We start from the raw sequence: 23,424 nt of genomic DNA, 5'->3' as shown, positions 1-23,424 counted from the left end.
CCACGCGATTGCTGACAGCTGTCGCTCGACAAACCCGAATATCTCTTTTCCGTTAGCCGTAAAGCCGTTCGTCCCACCATATTGGCTCAGCCAGATCATACGTTATCCCTTTTGCATCGGCATGGGCGGGATGGATGATGATGTTTCGTTCTAGCCGAGCCGGGATCGAAGGCACCAGCAGCAAGGCAGTGCGCTGCTCATCGTACCATTGGTTGCCGAAGGCCTTACAGATGCTCTCATCCTTACCGTCCCACCCGGGATGTGACGCGGGCTGAAAGACTTCGTAGCTGGTACCATTGGGTATGGTAATGCGGGTATAGTGCTGATTGGGTGGCAGCACGCTGTTCGAGTGAACCAGCTTTTCCAGCATTGCCGTCGAGTAGTGCTCGGATGTGTAGATCACGGGGCTGGCAGAGGTGTTCCAGCGCCCCGGATACAAGCGGGCACCCTCGCTGTCGTAGATCGGGTGGGCGCCGTCTGGATCACCTATTCGGAAGGCCGTGAGAACACGATCAGTCTTGCCGCCCTTCACGCACCACCACCGTAGGCCGCCCGCCCGAGCAGATTGATCACGAGGTCAGCGCCGGGACCAGTGGCAAGGGCAACATCAAGGGGTGGCTTGCCGTCGAGCATGGCATGGGGGCGGCTCAGGAACTCGCGCGCCTTTTCCGGTGCCTTGTAGATATCAAGCGCAAAGCTGAAAACCTTGGCGAGACGGGCAAGCCGATCGCCCTCCTCACTGGTGAGGCGCTTGGAGGGGGATTTACGGCGACGCTCCAACGTGGCTTTCGAAATCAGCCGAAATTTGAATCGAGCGTCGTCGGGGGCGACGACATCAGCCAGTCGATCAAGCGCAGCGACGGGCAGGCCGCTCTCGATCGAATAGGCGAGCGCGAGCCGCGAAGCCTGCCGGCCAGCGTTGACGCCCAAGAGCGTCTCGATCGATGCGGGTTGCGTTGCCACAGGGTACTCCGTTTCAGTTGATGCACATTTGCGCCTCAATTGGTCATGAAACAAGAGGCCGCCCTTAAACCATCATACGCTCGATCGCGGCCCCGATCTGTTCGGCCGCGTCCAGCACATGCTCGTCATCAAGATGAGCGTAGCGCGAGGTCGATTGCGGATTCCGATGTCCCAAAAGTCGTCCGATCATGGGCAACGTCTCCTTGCTCATCGCGGCATGGCTGGCGAAGGTATGCCGGAGGTCATGCAAGCGTAGTTGCGAGAGCCCGGCCCGGTCGCGCATGTCATGCCAATAATGGTCGATACCCTTGATAGGCCTTCGGAATTTGACGTTCCAAAACAGCCAGGGAATATTCCGCAGGCGGGGAAGTCCATCGATGATCGCACGGGCATCGTCGCCAAGCCATACCGTGCGTGGTCCGGTCTTGCTGTCCCGCAGCTTCAGGCGATTGCCCTTCACGTCCTGCCATTGCAGTCCGAGCACCTCGCTCACGCGACACCCCGTCAGCAAAAGGAGCGCAACCGCTGCAGCGGCGATGGGCTGGACCTTCTCCGCGCTTTCCCTGTCCTCCGCTAACACCCGCCCCAGTCGCTCCATCTCCGCGAGGCTCAGGAAGCGCTCGCACTTACGCTTCCGGTTGAGGCGCACTGCCCGACACGGATTGGTGTTTTCCAGTCGGTAACCCCAGCTCTCCGCCTTGTTCAGCATATTGTTGAGGATGGACATTGCCCGGTTGGCAGCGCCGGGTCCGGTTTCGTTATTCAATTCCGCGAACCATGTCGTGACATGAGCCTCGTTCATCTCGTCGAGAAAGACGCCTGGAAACGCCTTGTCGAGGTAGAGGCGGCGATACGTCTCATGCGTGTCACGGGTCGATTCCTTCCAGTGTGGCGACCAGCGCTTCCAATATTCATCGAGGAAATCGTCGAAACGTGGAGCCGATCGGGTTCGCTTGCGATCGGTCGCAGGGTCATGTCCTACTTGCGCATAGGCAATGACCCGGCGGGCAACCATCATCGCCTGATGTTGGGTGATGACCGATGCCGGCCCAATCGTCACCGTCCGCAGACGACCTGCCATACGGGTCTGGACGATGTAGACGTTACGCCCGGTGGCATAGTGGCGAATGCCAAAGCCGTGCTCGATCCCGAGCCATGAGGTCGTTCGGGCCTTGCCTTTAGGCAATTTGAGGTAGCGCAGATCTGCGCCGACTTCGGCCAAAGCCTCAGCGACAACCATGCGGAGGGATAACGAGGTCATGCGCGTAATCCGATCGCGTTGGCCAACGTGCCGGAGATACGCTGAGCGGCGTCCGCTATGACATCGTCGGATAAATGCGCGTATTTGCCCGTTGTCTCAGGCAACAGGTGCCCGAGCAGCTTCCCGATTGTTGCGAGCGGCACATTGTCCATGATCGCGGTCGACGCGAAGCTGTGTCGCAGATCGTGAATGCGCAGGTCGGGCATTGAGCAGGTTCGGCGGAACGTCTCCCACCAAAATTGCATGGAAAGGGGAGCAGCCCCGGATTTATCAGGAAAAACGAAGGGACAATCTTTACGCCGGGGAACGTCGGTGAGGATCGTAAGGGCCTGACTGTTCAGCCAGATCGTCTTGGGACCGGTCTTGCTATCGGGCAGTGCCAGATGCGGCGGTCGCACCCATTCCCACTGAAGATCGCGTATTTCGGCGATGCGAGCGCCGGAGTAGAGCAGCAGCCGAATGATCGCGACGTGTGCCGGGGATCGTGCCTCGGCGGCACGTAGGGCTGCGCCCAGTCGGCGATACTCCAGCGGCGTAAGATAGCGTTCCTTTGCCTCACGCTTGTAGCGAGGCATTCCCCGGCAGGGATTCGAACCCTTACGCCGCAGGTGCAACGCCTCAGCGTATTTGAACAAACTGGCGAGCACCGGGATTGCCCGATTGTACATTGCCTCAGCGGTCCCGGCGCAGTCATCGCGCCAGCGGATGACATCAGCCTTCGAGACATCGGCGACGAGAGCTTGTCCGAAGACCGGTGCGAGGTCGCGACGCCATGCCGCTGCATTGCGCTTCGCGGTCGATGGCTTCCAATAGCGGGCGATGTCGGTCCAGTAGATATCAACATAGTCGTTCATAGAAGGCGTTGCCTTGACGACGGTGCGCTTGGGCAATCCGTCCAATGCGACTTCGGCTAGCAGACGCCGTGCCTGCGCCCGCGCCAGCACTGCCTCGACATCTTCCGGACGCCCCAAGGTGACACGCCGCTGCTTACCCCGATGCCGAATACGGACTGTCCAGAAACAGCTGCCGCTTGGACGGACCCGAAGGCCGAAACCGACCAACTCAGTATCCCAGATTGTGTACTCCCTAGCCCGAACCGGATGCTTCCGGCGGGCGTAGTTACCGTCGAGGAATGCCCGGCGTCCGGGCTTTTGCCGGTTGGGGACCATAAGGCCATCATCTGCCCCGGAACTGGCTTCGTAAAGCCCAGAATTCTGCGGATTTCCAGGGAGCAGATGGCCATCGACGTACCCCGGACTCCCAAGGCCATCAGAAGGGACGGGCACTGATATTGCTAGGTTTTTTCTCATTCATACAGCGTAAGCTGCGTTCGGTGTGCTCGTTTCAGCGCCGAGAGCGGTCGTACCACTGAGGTGAACGAGCGTCAGCAGTTGGGAGGCTGCAAGGTGCGCCTGAACGTCTGCAAGTGGGCCCCAATGGCCCGCCGGTCGCCAAGCAAAGATCCTCGCTTTAAAGGCAAGCCGCGATCACGGCAAAAAGGCCACCATCGTCATAATCGAGCATCTCGCGCCTGACGCTTATGGCCTCCTTATTCTCGCACCTGAGATTGCGCTTGGCAGTGGTTGGCTTGGCGGCGACAGGGTCGTCGGTCGCGGAGCCATCCGTGACCTGTTAAATAAGACCGCTCGTTTCAACGAAGACGAACGGCAGAGACTAACTATCTATTTGCCCAGCAGAGCGCTCACGCTCCGATTGGATGAGATCGAACGATACTACGGAGCGTAACACTGCTCTGCGATGGCAGCTGAATGGATGCCCGCTTCCGAATAGCACTTTAGTGGGGCTTTGTTGCACAAAGATAATTAAGCACAAATATGGTTTTACTGACGAGATCTATGCAACGCGGATGGTGGTCGGTGTTCCTATTTGTGAAAATCGATTGAGAACTGCGGCACGGAGTTTGAGCTCGGTAATCTGACGATCAAAGGTGCGCGATGCGACGCGCTCGCCGAGCAGCTTGAAGCAGTGCATCTTCGTCTCGACCAGGCTGCGGCGATGGTAGCCGCTCCACTTCTTCCAGATTGTTCGACCGAGCCTTTTCATCGCGCGTAGCGTTTCGTTGCGAGCATCGGCGCGGCCGCCGGCTTCTTCCATGGCTGGCCGCCCCGGCGTACGGGAATGACCGCGTCTGCGCCCCGGGCTGCGATCGCGGCCCGACACTTTCTGGTGTCGTAGGCGCCATCACCCCCGACGATCGTAATCCGTTCGTCCGTCGGGATTTGCGCCAGCAGATCCGGCAGTGTCGCGGCGTCGCCAATCGCATTGGTTGTGACCTCGATGGCCCGGATCTCCAGGGTTTCGGCGTCGATCCCAAGGTGAACCTTACGCCACTGGCGACGGTAGGAAGCGCCGTGCTTGCGCGTCTTCCATTCGCCTTCGCCCATCATCTTGATCCCGGTACTGTCGACCAGCAAATGCAGACCACCCGTACTGGCGCGACCATCAAGTGACACCGCCAATGTCTTCTGCCGACGGCATAGCGTCGTGTAATCCGGCACCGGCCAATCCAGCTTTGCCAGCTTCAGCAGGCTGGCAACCAGTCCCGTCACCTGCCGTAGCGGCAGTCCGAACACTATCTTCAGCGTCAGGCAAACCCTGATCGCGCTGTCCGAAAACCGCATCGGCCGACCTCGACGACCAATCGGGGCTGCCAGCCAATCCATGCCCGGGTCAAACCAGACCTCCAGCGACCCGCGGCGCTTCAGCGCTGCGTTATACTCGCTCCAGTTCGTCGTGCGGTACTTCGGCATGGTCGGTTTTGGCATCCATCCCACCTACGCTTCCTGACCCTCACAGGGAATCCCAACGCCCTTTGTGCAACAAAGCCTTTCCGAACTATCCCGTGCCTCGTTCCGCCCGGCGATGGCTGGCAGGTTGCGAACAAAAAAGGAGCAGTATAGCTCGGGCGCTACCCTGATCCGTTGTTTGGATGCGCCCAATGAGAATGCAAACGCCGCGAGTTCGACTGCCGAGCTCGGCAAAGAGCAAGGCAGGAGCCTCGCTAGCCTCTCTACGATGATAGGGCGTAACGCCGCCGATCTAAAGCGGTTCGTCACTCGCGGTTCGCCGCGACTTGCACCGCGGCGTGCGCTGCGGCGGGCATTGCGAGATCATCGTCGCAAGGCCGCCCAGCATGATCATCGACACCCTCAAACCAGGTGCTTCCGCCGAAGCCGGAGCGGCTCCGCAAGCCGCAGAAATCCGGGCCGAATCATGACATCTGGGAGGGGCTTTGTTGCACAAAGGGCGTTGGGATTCCCTGTGAGGGTCAGGAAGCGTAGGTGGGATGGATGCCAAAACCGACCATGCCGAAGTACCGCACGACGAACTGGAGCGAGTATAACGCAGCGCTGAAGCGCCGCGGGTCGCTGGAGGTCTGGTTTGACCCGGGCATGGATTGGCTGGCAGCCCCCGATTGGTCGTCGAGGTCGGCCGATGCGGTTTTCGGACAGCGCGATCAGGGTTTGCCTGACGCTGAAGATAGTGTTCGGACTGCCGCTACGGCAGGTGACGGGACTGGTTGCCAGCCTGCTGAAGCTGGCAAAGCTGGATTGGCCGGTGCCGGATTACACGACGCTATGCCGTCGGCAGAAGACATTGGCGGTGTCACTTGATGGTCGCGCCAGTACGGGTGGTCTGCATTTGCTGGTCGACAGTACCGGGATCAAGATGATGGGCGAAGGCGAATGGAAGACGCGCAAGCACGGCGCTTCCTACCGTCGCCAGTGGCGTAAGGTTCACCTTGGGATCGACGCCGAAACCCTGGAGATCCGGGCCATCGAGGTCACAACCAATGCGATTGGCGACGCCGCGACACTGCCGGATCTGCTGGCGCAAATCCCGACGGACGAACGGATTACGATCGTCGGGGGTGATGGCGCCTACGACACCAGAAAGTGTCGGGGCCGCGATCGCAGCCCCGGGGGGCGCAGACGCGGGTCATTTCCCCGTACGCCCGGGGGGCGGGCCCAGCCCATGGGAAAGAAAGCCCCGGCAGGCCGGCGCCGATGCTCGCAACGAAACGCTACGCGCGATGAAAAGGCTCGGTCGAACAATCTGGAAGAAGTGGAGCGGCTACCATCGCCGCAGCCTGGTCGAGACGAAGATGCACTGCTTCAAGCTGCTCGGCGAGCGCGTCGCATCGCGCACCTTTGATCGTCAGATTACCGAGCTCAAACTCCGTGCCGCAGTTCTCAATCGATTTTCACAAATAGGAACACCGACCACCATCCGCGTTGCATAGATCTCGTCAGTAAAACCATATTTGTGCTTAATTATCTTTGTGCAACAAAGCCGTGCGCGACTGCTGGTCGTCCAGATCGAAGATGTAATTGTTGCGCTGCTCGTCATCCTCGAACGCCGAGTAGATCGTCTCGGCGAACAGCTTGTGGCCGGGGGGCGGGGCGCCAGTCGAGCCGGCTCGACAGCGAATAGTTCTTCCGCGTCAGCCGGTAGAGCTTGTTCTCGGTCTCGCGCGCCCAGTTGCGCGTCTCATACCCGGGGCGCAGGTCGCGGTCGACCGCTTCGAAATCGGTCTCGAAATTGTCGGTGACCATGCCGCGGCGATAGAGGCTGGCGGAGGAGACGATGCCGAATTCGCCGATCCCCGTGTCGAACCGGTCGGACACGACGAGCGAGCCTCATATTCGGTCTTCTTGCCGAGCTCGACATGGCCGAGGCCGCCCTTGGCCTGAACCTTCAGCCCCGGATAGTCGAACGCCGAGCGGGTGATGATGTCGACATTGCCCGCGATCGTCTCGCCGGTCATGTCGGGGGTCACCGCTTTCCGCACGATGATCTGCGACGCGATCGCCGAGGGGATCGAATCGAACCGTGCGTCACGACCCTCCGGGCTGACCACGTTGATCCCGTCGAACGACAGCGTCGTCCAGTTGATCGGGCTGCCGCGCAGCGTGATGTAGCGCGCTTGGCCCTGGTCGCGCTGGACGCCGACGCCGGGCAGGCGGCTGACCGCCTGCGCGACATTCTGGTCGGGCAGGCGCCCGATCGAATCCGACGCGATCACCGAGACGAGCGAGGGGCTGGTCCGCTGGATCTGCAGCGCGGCGGCTTCGGACTCGGCGATCGGGCGCGACCCCGAAACGACGATCTCGTCGCCGTCGGCACTGGTCTCTATCGTCATCGCGACATCGAGCACGACCGCCGCGTCGGTGACCGTGACGCTGCGCCGGGCATCGGGAAAGCCGACATAGCGGACGACGACGTCATGCGTCCCGGCGGGGATCCCGGCCAGCGTGAACCGGCCCGCGCGATCCGCCGCGGTCGCCAGCCCCAGCGCCGGAATCGAAACCGACGCGCCGTCGAGATAATCGCCACTGCCCGCCTGCGAGATCGTCCCGGTGATGCTGGCATTGCCACGCGGGGCGGGGGCTGCGGCTGCGGCGGGGCCATCGACCGGTTCGGCGCGGGCGATCCCGATCGCGAGCGGGATCATCGCGCTGCCGATAAGAAGCGCGCGCAAGACAGCAGGGCCGCGTGCGCGGTGTGACAGGCCGATGATCATGATGGTTCCCCGATTGGTCCAGCTATGGGCTGGCTTGCCGGGGTGCCTATTGCAGACCAATGGCAGCGTGGTGACACGGCGGTGACAGTTTCATTACGTCAGGCCGCGCATCTCCAAAGACAGCGCGCCATTCCACGTCGAGAAGCATCTTGCGTCGCTCTCGCCGAGCCGATAGACGCTCGCCATCGCATCGCGACCGCCGGCGCCCATCCGCCGCACGGACGCACAGTCGATATGCGGGTGTAGCTCAATGGTAGAGCTTTTGCTTCCCAAGCAAGTGACGAGGGTTCGATTCCCTTCACCCGCTCCACGCCGAGACAGTCGGTGCCAGCGCAAATCCCATTCCACGCCGACCACCGGGTCGCGATCGCCTGTCCGGCGATGCGACCGCGGTGTCGCGTTCGGTCACTTGATCAGGATGACCGCCTTCGACAGCGTCATGTAGATCCCCCAGAGGATCGGCACGCCGACCGCCAGCCAGGCGAGGATGACGGTCGACCGCGATCCGCCGCCATGCTGTGCGGTGGTGGTGGCCGTCGTGGCGTCGATGGCAGTCGTCGAAGCCACGCCCTCGGTAACCGGCATGTGGAAGCGACTTGCCACCGGCTTGACGAACAGGTTCGCGACGAAGCCGACCACGAGCATCGCCGCGAGCATCAGGAAGATCGGCTGATAGACCTGATCGCGCGGGATCCCCGCGGCGATCCGCCCGTCGCGCATGTTGGCGACGAGCAGCGGCCCCACGACGCCCGCGGTCGACCAGGCGGTCAGCAGCCGGCCGTGGATCGCACCGACGAACTTCGTCCCGAATATGTCCGCCAGATAGGCGGGCACGGTCGCGAAGCCGCCGCCATAGGTCGAGGCGAGGATGCAGAAGACGAGGATGAAGAGACCGAGGCTGCTGCCGGCAAGCGCGGGGGCGGCGATACCGTAGAGCACAGCGCTGATCGCCAGGATTACCGCGTAGAGCGGCTTGCGACCCAGCCGGTCGGAGAACCACGCCCAGAAGAAGCGGCCACCGATGTTGAACAGGCTGATCGCGCCGACGAACCCGGCGCCGACCGCGGCCGCAGCGACCTTCTGGCTGTCGCTGAACGCGGTGAAGAGCACGCCCGGCGCGTCGATCAGGCGACCGCCGAAAATCTCCTGGAGCATCGGCGAGGCGACACCGATGATGCCGATCGACGCGGACACGTTGAGCAGCAGGACGATCCAGATGAGCCAGAATTGCGGCGTCTTGTGCGCATCCTTCAGATCGACGTTGAACCGGCTGATCGTTGCCTTGGCATCGGTCGGCGGGGTCCAGCCGGCGGGCTTCCAGCCCTCGGCGGGGACGCGGTAGCCGAGTGCGCCAGCCATCATGAACACGAAATAGATGACCGCAAGGACGAGGAACGTCTGCCAGACGCCGACGCCGGTGGGGCCGGAGAAGTGCTTCATCAAAGAGTTGGCGAGCGGGCTGCCGATCATCGCGCCGCCGCCAAAGCCCATGATCGCCATGCCCGTCGCCATGCCGCGCCGGTCGGGAAACCATTTGATGAGCGTCGAGACGGGCGAGATATAGCCGAGACCCAGACCGATGCCGCCGATCACGCCCGAACCGAGCCAGATAAGCCACAGCTGGTGCATCGACACGCCGATCGCGCCGATCCCCATCCCGCCGCACCAGCAGAAGGCGGCGACGACGCCGGCCTTGCGCGGACCGGCGCGTTCGAGCCAGCCGCCCCAGATCGCGGCCGCGGCGCCGAGCACAACGAAGAAGAGCGTGTAGGTCCAGACGAGGTCGCTGACCCGCCAGTCGCAGGTCGTGGTCGTCAGCGCCTGGGCCAGCGTCATGCTTTCGCAGACCACCGGATCGGTGATCCCGATCGCGCGCGACAGCGGCAGCCAGAACACGCTGAAGCCATAGGCCATGCCGATGCACAGATGGATGGCGAGCGCGCAGGGCGGCACCAGCCAGCGATCAAAGCCCGGCCCTGCTACCGTCCGTGCCCGGTCGAGCAGCCCGCCGGTTGATCCATCCGCCATCATCATCCCCTTTTTATGAAGGGGATGCATGCGGGCGGGCGGCGACAAAGGAAAGCCGACTAAGGTCGGGGACGACTATATTTATACAAAAACATCGCCCCCGCCACGTCGATCAGGGGGCGATCAGGCGTCGAACAGGATCTCGAGCGGCTCGAGATCGGTGATCGTCGCGCGGACCTGTGCCCCGGGCAGGATCGGCCCGACGCCCGCGGGGGTGCCGGTGAAGATCAGATCGCCGGGTGCGAGTTCGACCTGACGCGACAGCGCGGCGATCACTTCGGCAACCGACCAGATCATCATCGACAGGTCGCCCGACTGACGGGGTTCGCCGTCGATCGTCAGCCCAACCGCACCCGTTTCGGGCGGCGCGCCGGGCGTGAGCGCGCCGATCGGGGCGGACCGGTCGAACCCCTTGGCCATGTCCCATGGCCGCCCGGCCGCCTTGGCCGCCGCCTGCAGGTCGCGCCGCGTCAGGTCGATCCCCACCGCATGACCGAAGATCTTCGCCGTCGCCTCCGTCGCATCGATGTCCCGTCCGCCTGCGCCCAGCGCGACGACGAGTTCGACCTCGTGATGCAGATCCTGCGTCATGCTCGGATAGGGCAGGGTGCCGCCACCGGGCACGACGGCATCCGCGGGCTTGGTGAAGAAGAAGGGCTGCTGCCGATCCGGATCCGACCCCATTTCGCGCGCGTGGTCGGCGTAATTCTGCCCGACGCAGAAGATCCTGCGGACCGGAAACCGCGCCGCGGATCCGACGATCGCGATCGTGGGGGCGGTGACGACGGGAATCTGCATCGGTTTCTCCTTCGATGGGCGCCGACCGCGTGGACCGGGGCGCGGCGCTTTGCAACAGCGTGCGGGATCGTACCGATCGCCCGTGCAGCGGGAACGTCGCGGAGTTCGGCGGGTTTGGATCGGAAACGACAGGAGATCCGCATGTCCACCCAGCCCGTACGATTCGCCCCCTCGGTCGAGACCATCGCCGACGACGAGGCCGAGACGCTGGCATCGCTTAAGGACAGCTTTCGCGAGATCCTAGAGACCACGTCGCAGGACTATGCGCATGCCGTGCGCGCGGTTCATGCCAAGGCACATGGCATCGCACGCGGCACGCTGACGATCGCTGACGGCCTGCCCGAAACGCTGGCGCAAGGCATTTTTGCGCAGCCGGGGCGTCATGAGGCGGTGCTGCGCATATCGACGAACGCGGGCGATATTCTGGATGACAGTGTCAGCCTGCCGCGGGGCGTCGCGCTGAAGATCCTCGGCGTCCAAGGTGATCGCCTGCCGGGCTCGGAAGGCGAGACGACGCAGGACTTCATCATGGTCAACGCGCCGGTCTTTGCGGCACCCGATCCCAAGGCCTTTTCGAAGAACCTCAAGCTGCTCGCCAAGACGACCGACCGGTTCGACGGTGTGAAGAAGGCGATGTCGGCGACGTTCCGCGTCGTGGAATCCGCACTGGAAGCGGTCGGGGCGGAGTCCGCGACGCTCAAGACGCTCGGCGGCGCGAAGCCAGTTCACCCGCTCGGCGAGACCTATTTCTCGCAGACGCCGCTGCGCTACGGGGATTATATCGCCAAGGTCGCGCTGTTCCCGGTCTCGCCCGAACTGACGCGCCTGACCGGCGACACGGTCGACATCACCGCACGCCCCGATGCGCTGCGTGAGGTCGTGCGCGAGGAGCTGATCGAGCATGGCGGTGTCTGGGAACTGCGCGTCCAGTTGAACACCGATCTCGACGCGATGCCGATCGAAGACGCAACCGTCGAATGGGATCAGCAGGCGAGCCCGTTCGTCACGGTCGCCACGCTCGAGGTGGCGCCGCAAATCTCCTGGGAGCATGGCGTGACCGATCATACCGACGATGCGCTGTCCTACAGCGTGTGGCACGGGGGTGGTCGACCATCAGCCGCTGGGCGGCGTCAATCGCGTCCGCAAGGAAACCTATGAGCTCTCGGCGGGATTCCGCGGGACGTTCAACGGGTGTCCGATGCACCAGCCCAAGACGCTGGCCGAACTTGCCTGACATGGCAGATGTTTCAGGACGCTCGCACACGCTGTTTCACGTCAGCGACGTTCATTTCGGGGCGGAGGATCCGGCAGCGCTCGCCTGGTTCTCCGCCTGTGTCGCGGCGGAGCGGCCCGACGCGGTGATCATGACCGGCGATCTGACGATGCGCGCCACGAAGGAGGAGTTCCAGCGTGGTGGCGACTGGTTGCGCAGCCTTGGCGTGCCCGTCACGCTCGAGGTCGGCAATCACGACATCCCGTATTACTGGGACCCGTTCCGCCGGTTCTTCTCGCCCTATCAGCGTTATGCCGCGGTCGAATCGATGATCGAGAAGCCCCTGGAACTGCCCGGGATCACGATCGTCCCGCTCAAGACGACGGCACGCGCGCAGTGGCGCTGGAACTGGTCGAAGGGGCGTGTCAGCCCGGGGTCGCTGTCGCGCGCGCTGGCGATGATCGAGGATGTACCGAAGGATCATCTGGTCTTCGTCGCGGCGCATCATCCGCTGATCGAAGGCGGTACGACCGGGACAGCAAAGACCCGCCATGGCGACAGCGCATTGACCGCACTGGCCGATGCGGGAGCGCATGCCGTGCTGTCAGGTCATGTCCACGACCCCTTCGACATTCCCGTCGAACGCAGCGGCCGGGAGATCCGCATGATCGGTGCCGGCACCCTGTCCAAGCGGACGCGCGGCAGTCCGCCCGCATTCAACGAGCTGCGCGTCACCGGCCAGCAGCTCCGGACGATCCCGCGAACCATGGGTGACGACACCGGCTGAACCCGCCACGGGGCCTGGTTTGACCCGACCGCCCCGCCAGTCGCCTGAAACGACAAAGGCCGCCGCCCGGATATCCGGACGGGCGGCCTTTTTTATTGGCGTCTGATGGGCCCGATTACTCGGGCTTGTTCAGATACTCGCCGGCATCCGCATCGGTGCCGGTGCCCGAGGTCACGACTTCGCCAAGCGCGTCGTCCCCCGTGCCGCCGGAATCGCGCGGCGAGCGGGCGAGTTCGGCATCATGCTCTTCCTTCGCCGACTTCGGCGCGATGATCGAGCTTCGGCCATCTTGCGCTGGGCGACGCGCATCGACGCATCGCGCTGTTCGCCACGACCCGCAGGCGGTTGAGCCCTGCGCCGGTGCCTGCCGGGATGAGCCGGCCGACGATCACGTTCTCCTTCAGACCCATCAGCATGTCCTGCTTACCCTGGACCGCGGCCTCGGTGAGAACGCGGGTGGTCTCCTGGAACGATGCCGCCGAGATAAAGCTGCGGGTCTGCAGCGACGCCTTGGTGATACCGAGCAGGATGGGCTTGCCCTGTGCACGGGTCTGCTTCTTGTCGAGCTTCTCGTTCGTCGCGTCCATCTCCTCGCGATCGACCTGTTCGCCCTTCAGCAGCGTGGTGTCGCCGCCATCGGTGATCTCGACCTTCTGCAGCATCTGACGAACGATCGTCTCGATGTGCTTGTCGTTGATCTTCACGCCCTGGAGTCGATAGACCTCCTGGATTTCCGACACGAGATACTCGGCGAGGGGCTCGATACCCATCGTCTCGAGGATGTCATGCGGATCCGGCGAGCCGCCGATCAGGTTGTCGCCGCGCTTGACGTAATCGCCTTCCTGCACGTCGATGACCTTCGACTTCGGCACCAGATACTCGACGACGTCGCCGCCATCCTCGGGCTGGATGCCGATCTTGCGCTTCGCCTTGTAATCCTTGCCGAACACGACGCGGCCCGAGATCTTGGCGATGATCGCCGAGTCCTTGGGGATACGCGCCTCGAACAGCTCGGCAACGCGCGGCAGACCACCGGTGATGTCGCGCGTCTTGGCGCTCTCGCGGCTGACGCGGGCCACGACGTCGCCGCCGAACACCTGTGCACCATCCTCGACCGACAAGGTCGCACCAATCGCCAGCATGTAGCGGCCGGTCTCGCCCGAGGTCTCGTCGAGCAGGGTCATGCGCGGACGCAGATCCTCCTTCGACTTGGTCGCCGCACGATATTCGATCACGACGCGCTGGGCGATGCCCGTGGCTTCGTCGGTCTGCTCGGTGAGCGTCTTGCCCTCGATCAGGTCGACATACTTGATCGTGCCCGGGTTCTCCGTGATCACCGGCATGGTGAACGGATCCCACTCGGCCATCCGGTCGCCGCGCGACACGATGTGGCCATCGTCGAACAGCACGTACGCACCGTAAGGGATACGATCGACCGAGAGCTCGCGGCCGTCCATGTCGACGATCGCGATTTCACCCGAGCGGCTGAGCACCACGCGACGGCCACGCTGGTCGACGATGATACGCAAATCGCGGAACTGCACCGTACCGTCGGCATGCGCCTCGAGGTTCGACGTCTCGTTGAGCTGCGCTGCACCACCGATGTGGAACGTACGCATCGTCAGCTGCGTGCCCGGCTCACCGATCGACTGCGCGGCGATGACGCCGACAGCTTCACCGATGTTCACCGGCGTACCGCGGGCGAGATCGCGCCCGTAGCACTTGCCGCAGACGCCGATCTTGGATTCGCAGACCAGCGGGCTGCGGATCTTGCACGACTGCGTGCCGAGGCCCTCGATCGTCGTGATCATCGGCTCGTCGAGCAGCGTTCCCGACGGGATGATGACCTTGCCGGTCTTCGGATCGGTGATGTCCTCCGCGGTCGTACGGCCGAGGATGCGCTCGCCGAGGCTTGCGATCGTCGAACCACCCTGAAGGATCGCCTTCATTTCGAGTGCGCGCGTGGTGCCGCAATCGGGTTCGATGATGACGCAATCCTGCGACACGTCGACCAGACGACGCGTGAGGTACCCCGAGTTCGCCGTCTTCAATGCCGTATCCGCGAGGCCCTTACGAGCGCCGTGGGTCGAGTTGAAGTATTCAAGGACGGTCAAACCTTCCTTGAAGTTCGAGATGATCGGCGTCTCGATGATCTCGCCCGACGGCTTGGCCATCAGGCCACGCATACCGGCAAGCTGCTTGATCTGCGCCTGCGAACCACGAGCACCCGAATGGGCCATCATGTAGATCGAGTTGATCGGCTTTTCACGGCCGGTCTCCGTATCGACCTTCACCGCACGGATCTCGTCCATCATGGCGTTCGCGACCTGGTCACCGCAACGGCTCCAGGCGTCGATCACCTTGTTGTACTTCTCCTGCTGCGTGATCAGACCGTCCTGATACTGCTGCTCGAAGTCCTTCACGAGCGCCTTGGTATCGTCGACCAGACCGACCTTGGCGTCCGGAATGATCATGTCGTCCTTGCCGAACGAGATGCCGGCGCGGAAGGCGTGACGGAAGCCGAGCGTCATGATCGCATCGGCGAACAGCACGGTCTCCTTCTGGCCGGTGTGACGATAGACCTCGTCGATCACGTCGCCCACGTCCTTCTTGGTGAGCAGGCGGTTGACGGTGTCGAACGGCACCTTGTGGCTGTGCGGCAGGCACTCGCCGAGCAGCATGCGGCCCGGCGTCGTCTCGTAACGCTTGAGATACTGCTTGCCGTTCTCATCGGTCTGCGGAACGCGGCTGATGATCTTGCTGTGCAGCGTCACGGCCTGTGCGTTCAGCGCCTGATGCACTTCGGCCATGTCGCCGAGCAGCATGCCCTGGCCCGGCTCGTTCTCCTTCATCATCGACAGATAATAGAGACCCAGCACCATGTCCTGCGACGGCACGATGATCGGCTTGCCGTTGGCGGGCGACAGGATGTTGTTCGTCGACATCATCAGGACGCGCGCTTCCAGCTGCGCTTCGAGCGACAGCGGGACGTGGACGGCCATCTGATCGCCGTCGAAATCGGCGTTGAACGCGGAGCAGACCAGCGGGTGAAGCTGGATCGCCTTACCCTCGATCAGCACCGGCTCGAACGCCTGGATGCCGAGACGGTGAAGCGTCGGCGCACGGTTCAGCATGACCGGATGCTCGCGGATCACCTCGTCCAGGATGTCCCAGACTTCCTTGCGCTCCTTCTCGACCCACTTCTTCGCCTGCTTCAGGGTCATCGACAGACCCTTCGCATCGAGACGCGCGTAGATGAACGGCTTGAACAGCTCGAGCGCCATCTTCTTCGGCAGGCCGCACTGGTGAAGCTTGAGCTCAGGCCCGGTCACGATGACCGAACGACCCGAGTAATCGACGCGCTTGCCGAGAAGGTTCTGGCGGAAGCGGCCCTGCTTGCCCTTGAGCATGTCGGACAGCGACTTGAGCGGACGCTTGTTGGCGCCCGTGATCGTGCGACCGCGGCGACCATTGTCGAACAGTGCGTCGACGGCCTCCTGCAGCATGCGCTTCTCGTTGCGGACGATGATGTCCGGCGCGCGAAGCTCCATCAGGCGCTTCAGGCGGTTATTGCGGTTGATCACGCGGCGATACAGATCGTTCAGATCCGACGTCGCAAAACGACCACCGTCCAGCGGCACCAGCGGGCGCAGCTCGGGCGGGATGACCGGCACGACCTCGAGGATCATCCATTCGGGGCGGTTGCCCGAATCGATGAAGCTCTCGACGACCTTCAGCCGCTTGATGATCTTCTTGGGCTTCAGCTCGGACTTGGTGACCGCGAGCTCTTCGAGCAGCGTGGTACGCTCACCCTCGAGATCGAGCGACTCCAGCATGATGCGGACCGCCTCGGCACCGATGCCGGCCGAGAACGCGTCCTCGCCATACTGGTCCTGCGCGTCGAGGAGCTCGTCCTCGGTCATCAGCTGATACTTCTCGAGCGGGGTCAGGCCCGGCTCGATGACGATGTACGCCTCGAAGTACAGCACGCGCTCGAGCTGCTTCAGCTGCATGTCGAGCAGCAGGCCGATGCGCGACGGCAGCGACTTCAGGAACCAGATATGCGCGACCGGGGCGGCCAGCTCGATATGGCCCATGCGCTCGCGGCGGACCTTCGAGACGGTGACCTCGACGCCGCACTTCTCGCAGACGATGCCCTTATACTTCATGCGCTTGTACTTGCCGCACAGGCACTCGTAATCCTTGATCGGACCGAAGATGCGCGCGCAGAACAGGCCGTCACGCTCGGGCTTGAACGTGCGATAGTTGATGGTCTCGGGCTTCTTGATCTCGCCGAACGACCAGCTGCGGATCTTGTCCGGCGATGCGATGCCGATCTGGATCTGGTCGAACGTCTCGGCCTTGGCGACCGGATTGGCGAAGGGGGTCATTTCGTTCATATATTGATCCTTCCAACTCCCCTCCCGCGAGCGGGAGGGGAAGGGGCCCAAGCTCTTGCTTGGGAAGGGGTGGGCACCCGGTTCGATCTTGGCGCTCCATCACCGGCCGGGAGCCCCCCCCCGCCCCCCCCGGAAGGCCCATCAAAGTATTACTTTGATGGGAACCCGTCGCGGGAGGGGAGCTAGTTCAACCGCGTTACTCCGCCGCGATCTGGATGCCGTCGCTGTCGAAGCCGGGCTCCGACTGCTTCAGGTCCACATTCAGGCCCAGCGAGCGCATTTCCTTGACGAGCACGTTGAAGCTCTCCGGAATGCCCGCCTCGAACGTGTCGTCACCCTTGACGATCGCCTCGTAGACCTTGGTGCGGCCGACCACGTCATCCGACTTCACCGTGAGCATTTCCTGCAAGGTGTACGCCGCGCCGTAGGCCTGGAGAGCCCAGACTTCCATCTCGCCGAAGCGCTGACCACCGAACTGCGCCTTACCACCCAGCGGCTGCTGCGTGACGAGCGAATACGGCCCGATCGACCGTGCGTGGATCTTGTCATCGACCAGATGGTGGAGCTTGAGCATGTAGATGTACCCGACCGTCACCTTGCGATCGAACTTGTCGCCGGTACGTCCGTCGAACAGGTCCGACTGGCCCGACGGGTCGAGACCCGCCAGTTCCAGCATCGCCGACACATCCGCCTCGCGCGCACCATCGAACACCGGCGTCGCCATCGGCACGCCGCCCTTCAGGTTCTTGGCCAGCTCGATGATCTCGTCACCCGAACGGGCGTCGATCTCTTCGTGATACTGCTCGCCATAGACCGTCTTGAGACGATCGCGGACCGCCTCCGGCATCGCGCCGGCCTTGGCCTCCGGATTCTCCTCGCGCCAGGTTTCGAGCGCGTGGGTGATCTGCTGACCCAGACCGCGTGCGGCCCAGCCCAGATGCGTCTCGAAGATCTGCCCGACATTCATGCGCGACGGCACGCCCAGCGGGTTGAGCACGATATCGACCGGCGTCCCGTCGGCGAGGAACGGCATGTCCTCCGCCGGCAGGATGCGGCTGATGACGCCCTTGTTCCCGTGACGGCCGGCCATCTTGTCGCCCGGCTGCAGCTTGCGCTTCACCGCGACGAACACCTTGACCATCTTCAGCACGCCCGGCGACAGCTCGTCACCACGCTCCAGCTTCTCGCGACGATCGTGGAACTTGTCCGTGATCAGCTTGGCGGCATCGTCATACTGGATCTTGACCGCTTCCAGATCGCTCTGGATCTTGTCGTCGGCGACCGCGAACTTCCACCACTCGTGGCGGTCGACGCTGTCGAGCAGATCCATGTCGATCACGACGCCCTTCTTGACGCCCTTGGGCGCCGAAGTGGCCGTCTGGTCGAGCAGCATCTCGCGAAGACGCGACCAGGTCGCACGGTTCAGGATCGAACGCTCGTCGTCCGAATCCTTCTTCAGGCGCTCGATCTCCTCGCGCTCGATCGCCATCGCGCGCTCGTCCTTGTCGATGCCGTGGCGGTTGAAGACGCGAACATCGACGACCGTACCCGACACACCCGGCGGCAAGCGAAGCGAGGTGTCGCGCACGTCGCTAGCCTTCTCGCCGAAGATCGCGCGGAGAAGCTTCTCCTCCGGCGTCATCGGCGATTCACCCTTGGGCGTTATCTTGCCCGCGAGAATATCGCCCGGCTCGACCTCTGCGCCGATGTAAACGATGCCCGCTTCGTCGAGGTTGCGAAGCGCTTCCTCGCCGACGTTCGGGATGTCGCGCGTGATGTCCTCAGGCCCGAGCTTCGTGTCGCGGGCCATCACCTCGAACTCGTCGATATGAATCGACGTGAACACGTCGTCCTTCACGATCCGCTCGGAGATCAGGATCGAATCCTCGTAGTTGTAGCCGTTCCACGGCATGAACGCGACGAGGCTGTTGCGACCCAGCGCCAGCTCGCCGAATTCGGTCGACGGACCGTCGGCGAGCACGTCGCCGGCACGGACCACATCGCCCACCTTCACCAGCGGACGCTGGTTGATGCAGGTCGACTGGTTCGAGCGCTGGAACTTCATCAGCGTGTAGATGTCGACGCCCGACTTGCCGGCATCGATTTCGCCGGTTGCACGGATCACGATACGCGCCGCGTCGACCTGGTCGACGATGCCCGCACGCTTGGCCGAGATGGCGGCGCCCGAGTCACGTGCGACCGTCTCTTCCATGCCGGTGCCGACGAACGGCGCCTCGGCCTGGACGAGCGGCACGGCCTGACGCTGCATGTTCGAGCCCATCAGCGCGCGGTTGGCGTCATCGTTTTCCAGGAACGGAATGAGCGATGCGGCGACCGAGACGAGCTGCTTGGGGCTGACGTCCATCAGCGTGATGTTGTCGGGCAGCGCCATCAGGAATTCTCCCGCCTGACGCGACGAGACGAGTTCCTCGGTGAAGCCGCCGTCACCGGTCAGATCGGCGTTGGCCTGCGCGATCGTGTGCTTGGCCTCTTCCATCGCCGACAGGTACACGACGTCGTCGGTCACCTTGTGGTCGACGACCTTGCGGTACGGGGTCTCGATGAAGCCGTACTTGTTGACGCGGCTGAACGACGCAAGGCTGTTGATCAGACCGATGTTCGGGCCTTCCGGCGTCTCAATCGGGCAGATGCGGCCATAGTGCGTCGGGTGAACGTCGCGAACTTCGAAGCCGGCGCGCTCACGCGTCAGACCACCTGGTCCAAGTGCCGACACGCGACGCTTGTGGGTGACTTCCGACAGCGGGTTGGTCTGATCCATGAACTGCGACAGCTGCGACGAGCCGAAGAATTCGCGGACCGCGGCAACCGCCGGCTTCGCGTTGATCAGGTCGTTCGGCATGACGGTCGAGACGTCGACCGACGACATGCGCTCCTTCACGGCGCGCTCCATGCGGAGCAGGCCGACGCGATACTGGTTCTCGAGCAGCTCGCCGACCGAACGGACACGACGGTTACCGAGGTTGTCGATATCGTCGATCTCGCCCTTGCCGTCCTTGAGGTTCACGAGCGTCTTGATGACCTCGAGAATGTCCTCGGTACGCAGCGTCGTGACGGTGTCCTCGACGTCGAGGTCGAGACGCATGTTGAGCTTCACGCGGCCCACGGCCGACAGGTCGTAGCGATCCGGATCGAAGAACAGACCCGAAAACAGCGCCTCGGCGGTCTCCAGCGTCGGCGGCTCGCCGGGGCGCATCACGCGGTAGATGTCGGACAGCGCCTGCTCGCGCTCCTCGGCCTTGTCGACCTTGAGCGTGTTGCGGATCCACGGGCCGGTCGCGACGTGATCGATGTCGAGCAGGTCGAGACGCTCGATGCCTGCCTGGTCGAGCAATTCGAGGTTCTCGGCGGTCACTTCGTCACCGGCTTCGATGTAGATGCGGCCGGTCGACTCGTCGATCAGATCGTAGGCCGAATAGCGGCCGAAGATTTCCTCGGTCGGGATCAGCAGGTCGGTCAGACCGTCCTTGAACGCCTTGTTTGCGGCGCGTGGGGAAATCTTCTGGCCGTTCGGGAACACGACTTCGCCGGTCTTCGCATCGACGATGTCGAACATCGGCTTCTGGCCACGCCAGTTCTCGACCTGGAACGGAACGATCCAGCCACCCTGGCCGCGGACGAACGTCACGCGGTTGTAGAAGTAGTTGAGGATCTCTTCCGACGTCATGCCGAGCGCGTAGAGCAGCGCCGTGACCGGCAGCTTGCGCTTGCGATCGATGCGGACGTTGACGATGTCCTTCGCGTCGAACTCGAAATCGAGCCACGAGCCGCGATACGGGATCACGCGGGCCGCGAACAGATACTTGCCCGATGCGTGCGTCTTGCCGCGATCGTGGTCGAACAGGACGCCCGGCGAACGGTGCATCTGGCTGACGATGACGCGCTCGGTGCCGTTGATGAAAAAGGTGCCGTTCTCGGTCATGAGCGGCATGTCGCCCATGTACACGTCCTGCTCCTTGATATCGATGACCGACTTGGCCTCGGTATCGGGATCGACCTCGAACGCGGTCAGGCGCAGCGTGACGCGCATCGGCGCGGCATAGGTGATCCCGCGCTGGCGGCATTCCTCGACGTCGAACTTTGGCGGTTCAAGGACGTAGTCGTCGAAATCAAGATAGGCGGTGCCAGCGAAATCCTGGATCGGGAACACGCTACGCAGCGTCTTCTCGAGGCCCGAGACATGGCCGATCGACTTATCGGAGCGCAGGAACTGCTCGTAGCTCTCGCGTTGGACCTCGATCAGGTTCGGCATCTGCACGACTTCGTGGATGTTGCCGAAGACCTTGCGGATGCGACGCTTTGCGGTGCCGCCGTCGCGACGCTGCTTGGCAGCGCCCTCGTTGATCGCCTTGGAAGCCATAGGTTATTTGCCCTCAATAAACTGACGGGTCAGCCGTAATTTCGTGCCCGGGAACCCCCGGACGGGGCGTGCAGTAACGCAAAAAGGCCGCGCGCAATCACCTGCGGCGGCTTTCGGCGAATGAAACCCCGGCATCCAATACGATCGACATGCTGCGCGACGGCCTGTCATTTCCCGGATGCTGTGGTGAGAGGCTCATATAGGACGGTGGCCGGCGCTTGTCAAAGCGGTCCGGTCGCGCGTGGTAAATGTCGAAGACGGGATGCCCTCGCGGCCAGGCGAGCGCGGCGCAACGGCCCGTGGAAAAATATTTGTAATAAAATCACAATGCCACGCAACGGCTTATTGGGCGACGAGCGACCTGGTGCGGGTGCGGCGCTGTTCGCGGGGATGACAGTGCTGATCAGGATTAGTAGATACCAATTGGCTACCGGGATTGAATCCGCCGCACGGCGGGCCTTGCCGGTGGCGTTCAGCCGTCATTCGTCAGCGTCCACCCTATTGCCGAGTTCACGCCCATGTCGATAGCCGCCCGGTCGGACCCGTCCGCGTGAGCGCCGATCCCAGTCTGGCGCCCCCACCGGGTGCGGCAGCAGGTTTCGGCCCGGGGCTGGCAAGCCCGGCCTCCGCTTGTCTGCCTGTGGCGGGGGACGGGAGCGCGGTTCTGCCGCGACTGCTGTTCGTCCATGCCGCCGACGCGGCATCGTGCCAGGCGCACGCGGAACTGCGGTCCCGTGGCTATGCCGTCGCCTGGATCGGTCATGCGGCGGAGATCGCGGCGGGAACGGCGTTCGCGCCTGACGTCGTGATTGCCGACGCGCAATCGCGTGGCGACGATCTGATCACCGTGCTCGATCAGATCGGGCACGAGGGCCGGATCTGCCCGGTGATCGAGTTGCGGCCGCCGGGCGAATATCCGTCCGCCGTCCTCGGCGAGGCGATGATCGGCGAGCATCCGCTCGTCGGGTCGCTCGAACGGACCTACAAGATCGGCGCCCTCACCGCGATCCTCGCGTCGCTCGCGACCGGGACGGGCCGTTCGGATGACGCTGCGGGCGATCGGCGCATGATCTCGGCGCTGCTTGCAGGATCGCGGCTGCTGCCTAACCTGCATTACGAGTTCCTGCCCAAGATCGACCTGACCACCGACCAGGTTGCCGGCTATGAAGCGCTCGCCCGGCTGCGCAACATCCCGGGTGTGAACCCCGAATGGCTGTTCGCCGCGATGACCGACGCGGGGATCGAGGCGGCAGCGACGATGAAGGCGGTCACCGCCGCGCTCGACCTCTGGCTTGCGCTGAGCGTCGAGCAACGGTCCGCGCCGGTCGCGATCAACTGCAGCCAGGCGGTGCTGGCCGATCCGCTGTTCCAGGCGGCGCTGGGCGATGAACTGCGGCGGCGGGGCGTCGCGTCGAACGGGCCGGGACGGGGCGTCCTGATCATCGAGATCACCGAGGATGCCCGGCCGGTCGATACCCAGCGGCTGGTCCGCGACATGAACGGGTTGCGCGATCTGGGCGTGGTGTTCTCGCTCGACGATTTCGGCAAGGGGGCGACGAATTTCGATCGCGTCTTCACGCTGCCGATCGCCGAGCTGAAGATCGACAAAGACTTTTTCGGCCATTGCGCACGGCACGTGCACGAACTCGGCATCCTGCGCGAGGTCGTCCGGTCCTGCCACGCGCGGGGGCTGAGCACGGTCGTCGAGGGGGTCGAGACCGAAGAGCATCTCGCGATCGCACGCGACCTGGGCGCTCGCTGTGCGCAGGGCTTCTACTGGGGCCGGCCGATGGCGGCGGGGAGCTTCGCGCACGTCCGCGTGATCTGAAGGCCAGCAGTTCGCGATGCGGACGTTCATCTGGTCGCCCTCGCGGCGCGGCTCATCGCATGGCGGCTTGCCGCCGCGACCCGTTCGGCCTCCCCGCGCTAGCGTTGCAGGAGGGAATTTTCGACGATGAGCATACAATGGCGCCGCGCGCTTCTGATCGTGCCGGCCGGCCTGGCGCTGGCGCCGCCCGCGGTCGCGCAGGAGGCGGGCCAGACGTCGGACG

The 23,424-nt window shown here is 63.5% G+C and carries 10 protein-coding genes, 1 tRNA gene and 4 pseudogenes; 5 read left to right on the top strand and 10 right to left on the bottom strand.

Annotated features, from left to right (window positions below):
• Nucleotides 1-52: 52 nt before the first annotated feature.
• From NI18_RS14675 to NI18_RS14655, 5 genes and pseudogenes are all read right to left on the bottom strand, one after another.
• The gene (locus NI18_RS14675) at nucleotides 53-532 is read right to left on the bottom strand and encodes an RES domain-containing protein (RefSeq protein WP_037530902.1); all 480 of its coding nucleotides are present in this window, start codon (nucleotides 530-532) and stop codon (nucleotides 53-55) included.
• Nucleotides 529-930, bottom strand: coding sequence for an antitoxin Xre-like helix-turn-helix domain-containing protein (locus tag NI18_RS14670; RefSeq protein ID WP_306286433.1), 402 nt, complete (start codon nucleotides 928-930; stop codon nucleotides 529-531). Before NI18_RS14670 ends, NI18_RS14675 begins: the two co-directional genes overlap by 4 nt.
• A gap of 97 nt (nucleotides 931-1,027) precedes the next feature.
• Entirely contained in the window at nucleotides 1,028-2,224 is a 1,197-nt protein-coding gene (locus tag NI18_RS14665; protein ID WP_037530897.1) for a site-specific integrase, read from the bottom strand.
• A complete protein-coding gene (locus NI18_RS14660) occupies nucleotides 2,221-3,393 on the bottom strand; it encodes a site-specific integrase (RefSeq protein ID WP_037530894.1) in 1,173 nt (390 codons plus the stop codon). Before NI18_RS14660 ends, NI18_RS14665 begins: the two co-directional genes overlap by 4 nt.
• A 685-nt stretch (nucleotides 3,394-4,078) precedes the next feature.
• Nucleotides 4,079-5,010, bottom strand: a pseudogene (locus tag NI18_RS14655) (IS5 family transposase).
• Nucleotides 5,011-5,535: 525 nt separating this feature from the next.
• Between NI18_RS14655 and NI18_RS14650 the strand changes: the two are divergent.
• A pseudogene (locus NI18_RS14650) lies at nucleotides 5,536-6,488 on the top strand (IS5 family transposase).
• A gap of 201 nt (nucleotides 6,489-6,689) precedes the next feature.
• Here the strand turns inward: NI18_RS14650 and NI18_RS14645 are convergent.
• Nucleotides 6,690-7,727, bottom strand: coding sequence for a carboxypeptidase-like regulatory domain-containing protein (locus tag NI18_RS14645; RefSeq protein WP_037530891.1), 1,038 nt, complete (start codon nucleotides 7,725-7,727; stop codon nucleotides 6,690-6,692).
• A gap of 278 nt (nucleotides 7,728-8,005) precedes the next feature.
• On the opposite strand from NI18_RS14645, the gene NI18_RS14640 reads away from it, so the two are divergent.
• Nucleotides 8,006-8,079: transfer RNA gene (locus tag NI18_RS14640), tRNA-Gly, on the top strand.
• A gap of 95 nt (nucleotides 8,080-8,174) precedes the next feature.
• Here the strand turns inward: NI18_RS14640 and NI18_RS14635 are convergent.
• Nucleotides 8,175-9,797, bottom strand: coding sequence for an OFA family MFS transporter (locus NI18_RS14635; protein ID WP_198527021.1), 1,623 nt, complete (start codon nucleotides 9,795-9,797; stop codon nucleotides 8,175-8,177).
• A 123-nt stretch (nucleotides 9,798-9,920) separates the two neighbouring features.
• A complete protein-coding gene (locus NI18_RS14630; RefSeq protein ID WP_031441758.1) occupies nucleotides 9,921-10,595 on the bottom strand; it encodes a fumarylacetoacetate hydrolase family protein in 675 nt (224 codons plus the stop codon).
• A 141-nt stretch (nucleotides 10,596-10,736) separates the two neighbouring features.
• Between NI18_RS14630 and NI18_RS14625 the strand changes: the two are divergent.
• Both NI18_RS14625 and NI18_RS14620 read left to right on the top strand, forming a co-directional pair.
• Nucleotides 10,737-11,829: pseudogene (locus NI18_RS14625) on the top strand (catalase family protein).
• 1 nt (nucleotide 11,830) lies between these two features.
• Entirely contained in the window at nucleotides 11,831-12,595 is a 765-nt protein-coding gene (locus NI18_RS14620; protein ID WP_037530885.1) for a metallophosphoesterase, read from the top strand.
• A 115-nt stretch (nucleotides 12,596-12,710) separates the two neighbouring features.
• On the opposite strand, the pseudogene rpoC reads toward NI18_RS14620, so the two are convergent.
• A pseudogene (gene rpoC, locus NI18_RS14615) lies at nucleotides 12,711-16,995 on the bottom strand (DNA-directed RNA polymerase subunit beta').
• A gap of 196 nt (nucleotides 16,996-17,191) precedes the next feature.
• The gene (rpoB, locus tag NI18_RS14610) at nucleotides 17,192-21,373 is read right to left on the bottom strand and encodes a DNA-directed RNA polymerase subunit beta (protein ID WP_031393738.1); all 4,182 of its coding nucleotides are present in this window, start codon (nucleotides 21,371-21,373) and stop codon (nucleotides 17,192-17,194) included.
• Between the two features lie 550 nt (nucleotides 21,374-21,923).
• Between rpoB and NI18_RS14605 the strand changes: the two genes are divergently transcribed.
• Nucleotides 21,924-23,201, top strand: a complete 1,278-nt coding sequence (locus NI18_RS14605; RefSeq protein WP_128082232.1) for an EAL domain-containing protein — start codon at nucleotides 21,924-21,926, stop codon at nucleotides 23,199-23,201.
• Nucleotides 23,202-23,424 lie beyond the last annotated feature (223 nt).

Origin of the sequence: Sphingomonas sp. Ant20 (genome assembly GCF_000783375.1) — a bacterium.
Classification (GTDB): domain Bacteria; phylum Pseudomonadota; class Alphaproteobacteria; order Sphingomonadales; family Sphingomonadaceae; genus Sphingomonas; species Sphingomonas aerolata.
This window is presented reverse-complemented; position numbering and strand designations above follow the sequence as displayed.